6 protein-coding genes and 2 pseudogenes are annotated in these 6,777 nt (G+C 68.5%); 4 read left to right on the forward strand and 4 right to left on the reverse strand.

The genetic code is table 11. The annotated features are described in order from the left end of the window. Positions 1-157 precede the first annotated feature (157 nt). On the reverse strand, positions 158-1,639 hold the full coding sequence (locus tag ABZ899_RS35460; protein WP_361354751.1) for a sulfatase: 1,482 nt from the start codon (positions 1,637-1,639) through the stop codon (positions 158-160). A 92-nt stretch (positions 1,640-1,731) separates the two neighbouring features. Continuing rightward, the gene (locus tag ABZ899_RS35465; protein WP_361354753.1) at positions 1,732-2,457 is read right to left on the reverse strand and encodes a beta-1,3-glucanase family protein; all 726 of its coding nucleotides are present in this window, start codon (positions 2,455-2,457) and stop codon (positions 1,732-1,734) included. Between the two features lie 155 nt (positions 2,458-2,612). Between ABZ899_RS35465 and ABZ899_RS35470 the strand changes: the two are divergent. The 3 genes and pseudogenes from ABZ899_RS35470 to ABZ899_RS35480 all read left to right on the forward strand — a co-directional run. Continuing rightward, a pseudogene (locus ABZ899_RS35470) lies at positions 2,613-2,996 on the forward strand (helix-turn-helix transcriptional regulator); the annotation flags it as partial. Between the two features lie 253 nt (positions 2,997-3,249). Next, entirely contained in the window at positions 3,250-3,966 is a 717-nt protein-coding gene (locus ABZ899_RS35475) for a response regulator transcription factor (RefSeq protein ID WP_361354755.1), read from the forward strand. Beyond that, positions 3,963-5,462 (forward strand): HAMP domain-containing sensor histidine kinase, encoded by a 1,500-nt coding sequence (locus tag ABZ899_RS35480; RefSeq protein ID WP_361354757.1) that lies wholly within the window; start codon positions 3,963-3,965, stop codon positions 5,460-5,462. Before ABZ899_RS35475 ends, ABZ899_RS35480 begins: the two co-directional genes overlap by 4 nt. A gap of 602 nt (positions 5,463-6,064) precedes the next feature. Here ABZ899_RS35480 and ABZ899_RS35485 read toward each other — a convergent pair. Then, a pseudogene (locus ABZ899_RS35485) lies at positions 6,065-6,169 on the reverse strand (esterase); the annotation flags it as partial. Between the two features lie 33 nt (positions 6,170-6,202). Here ABZ899_RS35485 and ABZ899_RS35490 point away from each other — a divergent pair. Continuing rightward, positions 6,203-6,385: a hypothetical protein gene (locus ABZ899_RS35490; RefSeq protein ID WP_361354760.1), complete on the forward strand. Its 183-nt coding sequence runs from the start codon at positions 6,203-6,205 to the stop codon at positions 6,383-6,385. Positions 6,386-6,398: 13 nt separating this feature from the next. Here the strand turns inward: ABZ899_RS35490 and ABZ899_RS35495 are convergent. Continuing rightward, on the reverse strand, positions 6,399-6,777 hold a 379-nt coding region (locus tag ABZ899_RS35495), incomplete at its 5' end, for a cadmium resistance transporter (protein WP_361354763.1).

Consider the following 6,777-nt stretch of genomic DNA (forward strand, 5'->3'; position numbering starts at 1 on the left):
CCTGGGACCGACGCCTCCGGAGCCGTGTGCGCAGGCTCAAATCGTGCCGGGAGGCAGTTCGCACGAAGTGCGGAAGACCCCGCCACCCCTCAGGGCGCTGGATGCGGGGTCTTCGTATATCTGCAGCCGGATGCCGCCGAGCGCAGCCCGATGACGGCTACTGGTGCAGCCGCGACGCGTCCCGGCAGGACTCGGAGCCCGAACAACGGGCGAGCGCGGTCAAGGTCTCGTGCAGGGCTTTCTCTTTCCCGTCGCTCAAACTGCCTGCGAGATTCTTAAGCTCAGCGGGATCGGTCTGCGTGTCGTAGTATTCGCGTTCCCCGTCCGCGTACTCGACCCAGAGACTGTCCGCGGTGCGAAGCGCCTCGTACGTCGGCGGATTGCCGCTGTCCTTCGGAGCCGCGTCGGGATCGCCCTTGGACGTTCCGGGATGGTGATGCTCGATCAGAACGGACTCACGCCAGTCCTTCGGCGACGATCCGTGGAAGAGGCCGACAAGGCTGAGACCGTCCACGGCCGAGGGCGGCTTCAGCCCCGCGAGTTGCTGGAACGTCGGATTGAGATCGGTGTTCTGCACCAACTGGGAGGCGGTCCGCCCCGCCGGCACATCCGGTCCTGTCACCATCATGGGGACGCGGATATCGGTGTCGAAAGCGGTCTGCTTGCCCGGCCGCAGCCGGTGCTCACCCATGTGGAAGCCGTTGTCCGAGCCGAAGACCAGATACGTGTCGTCCGCGAGCCCCTTCTCCTTCAGCACGTCCTCCAGGCGGCCGATCATCCGGTCAACGGCCTGAACTGAGCGGACCCGCTTGGCGAACTTGCGGTCGATCTGCGTCTTCTCCTTGTCGCTCAGGGGCTTGAGATCGGCCTGCCACTTCGGCGCCTGCGTGGGCAGCCGATCGTAGGCGGCGCTCCTGGGTGCCTTGAGCCCCGGGTAGCTGTTGGCGTCGCGGGGTGCGGGCGTGGAGGGCCCGTGCGGCGCGAAGGTGGCGAGTTCCAGCATGAACGGCTTGCTGTCCGCCGCCGAGGAACCGATGAAGGAGACCGCCTTGGCGGACACCACGTCGGTCAGGTAGTCCTGCGGGTCATGGCCGTAGTGGACGACCTTGCCGTTCTCGTTGAGGTCGTAGTTGAACTCGGGATACCCGTTGCCGGCCACGTCCCATTCGTTCCAGCCCGGAGGCACGTACGGGTGACCGGTACCGCTGGTGTCCTTCGGCTGGTAGCCGTTGAGGTACTTGCCCATGAAGCCGGTGCGGTAGCCGGCCTTCTGAAGAGCCGGCGCGTAGCACTTCTTCTCGTTGCCGTCCTTCATGAAGGCGCCGTAGCCTCCGTCGTCCCCGTTGTTGGTGAAGACCCCGGTGTTGTGGGGGTACTGCCCCGTGAGTATCGAGGAACGCGAGGGGCAGCAGAGCGAGTCGGTGACGAAGTAGTTCGAGAACGTCGTCCCCTGTTTGCTCATCTGCTGAACGTGCGGCATATACCGCACGAGATTCCAGGAGAGGTCGTCGGTGAGTACATAAATGATGTTGGGCTTGCGGCCCTGTTCAGAACTACCCGCCAACGAGGGTGCGGACGCCCCGACCGCCGCGCTCTTGCCGGGCGCTGCCGAGCACCCGACGAGCAGCGCGGCGGCCACGGCAACCCACAGCAGGACCTGCCCTGCCGCATTCCTACCTAGTGACGATCCGTGCATCACTCGCAACTCCCACTCGTCTGCCGGTCGGTGGGTCAGCGAGAGTAAAAGCGCTTCTTGTGGATTCCTTGTGTGGCCGAAAGGCCCAGCTCATCAGCCGAGGTGCGCATCCCACAGGCCCGGTGCCGAGGCCGAGTTCTACTTCGGAGATCCCTCCAGACCGAGTTGGGACGGTTCGGCCCCGACGGGCGGGCCCTGTACGACCCGCTCCCCGGCGACCCGACCCGCTGGGGCTGGTGCGGCGACACTGCCTGCGCGGGACCGCTGAAGGTGAGCTGCTGGTTCCTGACCGGGCCGGTGAATGTGCCTGCGTTCGCCCTGACGACGAGGTTCTTGTTCTGGTAGGTGTGCAAGACCTTGTCGATGTAGTCGTCGTAGTAGTGCTGGGGGAACCGGCCGGCGTCGAGGCCGTGGCTCGGGGCGATGACGCGCCGGTCGGCTATGACGAGGTGCCTGAAGTCCGGGTGGTTCCTCAGGGCGCTGAAGACCTTCACGCGGCCGCCGGCGGGCAGCCGGCCGGTGCTGTGGTCTTTCGCTCCGTTCAGCCCGATCATCATCGGGCTGAACATGTCCACCACGGTGGTGGTGCAGTGCATGCCGGACGCGTCGTGAGTGAACTCCACGAAATCGTGCAGCACGGAGAAGTTGGGGTCGGACTCCACCCAGCCGGCCGGCTGCTGAAGACCGATCTTGCCGTCGGCGCCCCTGACGGCCTTGAACTTCAGCTTGTGGCCGAGGGCCACGTGGATGCGTCCGGACATCTGCGGCAGTCGCAGCTTGGTCGCGCCGTGGGCGGTCAGCGGGATGGAGTAGTCGGCGAAGCCGCCCGCGTGGTTGTCGGAGAGCTTGACGGGGCCAGGGTGCCCTGCCGGGTGAGCCGTACCTGCCGGTCTCCCTTGCTGCCCACGACGTACAGGTGGACCTTGCCGCTGGCGAACTTGCCGCTGCTGTTGACTACCGTGAGCGGCAGCCCTCCTCGCGCGGCCTCGGCGGCCGGGTCGGCACCGTCGGAGTCGGCGAAGGCGCGCGGGGCGCGGCGGCCGCAAGCGACGTCGGCGCTGACGACCTGTACGCGCAGTCGGCGGCGCAGTTCATCGTCGCCCACCTGCTCGCGCCGCACTCGTCCGGTTCGGGCAGGACAGCCGGTCTTCTGAGCTCAGGGCAGCTCGAGACGATTCTGTCCTGTACGCGGGCCAACCTCGAACAACCGATCCCGGTCGGCGACCTGGCGTCCCTGGTCTCCTTCAGCCGTTTCCACTTCGTACGCTGTTTCAAGGCCACCACCGGATTCACCCCGTACCGCTATCTCACCGAACTCCGGATCGACCTGGCCCGCAATTATTCTCGAGGCCGGCGACGAGACCATCGCCCGCATAGGACGGCGCCGTGGATTCTCCGGTTCCGAGCACTTCTCGCGGAGCTTCCGCCGCACCATGGGATGCACGCCGGCGCAGTACCGACGAGGCGCTCCTGCGGTCTCGGGCAGAGCCTGTCCGTGCTTTGATCGGTGTCCTCCGGGCAAGCTCGTTCGACGCGGTGAAACCGAGGTGTGCATGGCAGGCAAGGCCGGGCGGGTGCTGGTGGTCGACGACGACGCGGCGATACGGCGGTCACTGGCACGGGGACTGAGGCTGAGCGGATTCACGGTGACGGTCGCGGACGGCGGTCACACCGGTCTGGCGGAGGCTCGCGTCGGCCGCCCCGACATCGTCGTCCTGGACGTCAGCATGCCCGTTCTCAGCGGCATCGATGTGTGCCGGGCCCTGCGCGACGACGGCGACGACGTACCCGTGCTGATGCTCTCCGCGCTGGACGAGACGGCCGACCGGGTGGCGGGCCTACAGGCGGGCGGGGACGACTACCTGGTCAAGCCGTTCGCACTCCAGGAGTTGGTCCTGCGGCTGCACGCCCTGCTGCGCCGCCGCCCGCCGACCGCCACCGCCCCCCTCCGCGTCGGCGGCCTCGTCCTCGACCCGGCCGCCCACCAGGCCGTTCTGGACGACCGGCCACTGCAACTGACCCGGCGCGAGTTCGCGCTGCTGGAGATCCTGGCCCGCAACGCGGGCATCGTGCTCACCCGCGAGCAACTGCTGGACTGGGTCTGGGGATACGACTTCCAGGTCCGCAGTGACGCCGTCGACACCTTCGTCAGCTATCTGCGGCGCAAGCTGGAGGCAGGCGGCCGGCCCCGGATGGTGCACACCGTGCGCGGGGTCGGTTTCGTCCTGCGCGCGGACCGCCAGACCCCGCACATCGAGGGCACGCCGTGAAACTGTCCACCCGTATCGCGCTCGCGGTCGGCGTGAGCGTGCCCGTGCTGGTCCTCGCTTCCGGCTGGCTGCTGCTGCACCTGGTCAGCAGCGACCTGCGCACGCACCAGAACGACCAACTACGCGCCCGCGCGACGGTCGTCGCCCAGAACGCCAAGGCGTATCTGGACGTGGCCGGGACCGACCACCCGCTCCTGAAGCAGGTCCGCCGACGCCGGCTGATCAACTCCGCCCGGGATGTGGGCGTCCGGCTGAAGGGGCCGCAGGACACGATCTCGGCCGGCCCGCAGCCCGAGCCGAACACCACGCTGCCCCGCAACGCCCCGACGCCCGTCACCGTGACCTCCGGCGGCATGGACTGGCTCGTCCTGTCACTGCGCGTCGGTGCCGCGGCGAAAGAGAGCAATACCCCGAATCTGTGGCTGCTGTCACCGGACACGGCCGAGGACGAATTGGCGCTGGTGCGCCAACGGGTGCTGACCGGTGCGCTGGTGGCCGCCGCACTGGCCGGTGCCGCCGCCTGGGCCATCGCCGCCCGGGCGGTTCTTCCGCTACGGCGGCTTCAGCGGCGTACCAGTGGACTGGACCCCAGGACCAGCACCGTACGCCTGGAGCACACGCCGACCCGGGTCACCGAGGTGGACGACCTGGCGTACACGGTGCAGACCGTGCTCGCCCGCTACGACGAGCAGGTCGCGCGCACCGGGGAGGCGCTGGCCACCGCCCGCGCGTTCGCCGCGACCGCCTCCCACGAGCTGCGCACCCCGCTGATGAGCATGCGCACCAACCTCGACATCCTCACCGACCACCCCGGCCTCGACCCCGAGGACCGGGCGGAAGTGCTCGGGGACCTCGGGCGCGAACACACCCGGCTGCTCGGGCTGCTGGTGATGCTGAAGGCGCTTGCACAGGGCGACCTGATCGAGGCGGACGCGTTCTCGCCGCTGGACCTCGGGGAACTCGTGGAGGCGTCGGTCTGCGACCTGCGGCGCACCCGCCCCGACGCCGAAGTGTCCGTACGCACCACCGCGGGGGTGCGTGTCGACGGCTGGGAGCAGGGTCTGCGCTCGGCGGTGGACAACCTGCTGACCAACGCCTGGACCCACGGCCGCGCCGAAGACGGCGTCGCCCGCATCGAGGTGACCCTGCGCCCGCCGCTCGGTGGGCGTGAGGCGACCGCGGTGCTCGTGGTGGACGACCACGGCCGCGGCATCCCTCCCGGAAGCCGCGAGGAGATCTTCCAGCGCTACCACCGCGGCCCCGACAGCCCCGGCTCCGGCCTGGGCCTCACCCTGGTCGCCCAGCAAGCCGCCCTCCACGGCGGCCACATCACCGTGTCGGACCGCCCTGACGGCCGGCCCGGCACACGCTTCGAGCTCCACCTGCCGGCCACGGGCGTCCAGGACATGGAGTACACCCTGCCGCTGCTGCACCGCGACTGGCTGACTCGAACCCCCGCACAGGCCCCGCCGGGCCTGTTCACCAAGCGAACCTAAAGGCAACGGCATTGCCTCTAAAGGGCGTGCTGCGCAGCCTCCGCCTCAACGCCGCCCCAGATCCTTGGCGCGAGTTGGAGCAGGCGCGATGGCTGCGTAGAGCCCCCGGGAACGCGGCCAACGAGATCGCCGCTGAACTGCTCGATGTCACTCTGCTGGGCCAAGCCCCAGCCCGCCCCGACCGAAGGCATGCCGCGGACTGGGCACTGCGCGCCGGCTCCTCCTATGCAGCAGGGGCGGTCGGAGCGCTGCCTCAACTGGCCAGCGTGTATCTTGCAGCGCACACTGACCCGGAATCCAGCAGTGGCCTTGGCGAGCTCGACCAGATAGCGCGCGCCTGCGGTACCCAGCCTGCGGAACTGCCAGCCACACTTGACCGACTGGCGGCAACAGGACTGCTGGGGTCATGGCGGGCTTGCCCGGACTCGGGAGATCTGCAGTGGGCCCTCGCACGCGGCACGAGGTGGGGACCATGCCCGTAGCCATCCGGCCCGGGGCAGGGTATGCGATCGACCAGATCCTCATCCCGCAGCTTCGCCAGCAGCAGGCCGACGGCGAGATCTTCTCCGTATGAGGGCGTGTCGTCGGCAGGTGCGACGTCGCTACGTCAGGGACTTTCGTACTGCGTCGACCAGTGAAGCCGCACGCACATCGTCGGTTCCTCCGATGATGTGGTTCGTCACGTGCCCGAAGGCGATCGTGTGCTCCGATCGCTTCGGGACGCAGCCCCGGCGACCGCGGTGCTGACCGGCATCGGAGTTTCGACTCCTGAGCTCGCGGCGGCTGTAGTCGATCTTGAAGTCGTTGACGGGGTGGTGGTCGGCTCTCCGCTCATTCGCGCACTGGCCGACGGCGGCTTGCGCACGGCAGCTGGACTCGTTGGGGAGTTCGCTGCCTCCGTTGCCGGATCGCGGGGGCGGTGACGCCGTGTTCGTACTACAGGCCGAAGGCCCCGCCCTCGATGAGAATGAGCAGGCCGATGGCGATCAGCACCAGTGGCAGCAGGATGTGGCCCCAGCGGCTGAGTGCCTTGGCGATGATGGGGCGGGTCGCGAAGAAGCGCCCGGCGAAGCACCAGACGGCGACCAGGATCAGGAAGACGACCGCGTACACGCTCATCCCGCTGACGCCGGCAGTGGCGAAGACCGGGACGTAGACGCCGATGTTGTCGCCGCCGTTGGCGAAAGTGACCGCGGCGACCTCCAGGACCTTGGGGCCGCCCTCGGTTGCTTCGTGTTCGTCGTCCTCGTCATCCCGGTGCTTCCATCCCTGCCACGCTGCTTTCAAGCCGAGAGCGAGCGGCAGAAGGCCGAGG

The organism is Streptomyces sp. NPDC046859 (assembly GCF_040645135.1).
Taxonomy (GTDB): Bacteria; Actinomycetota; Actinomycetes; order Streptomycetales; family Streptomycetaceae; genus Streptomyces.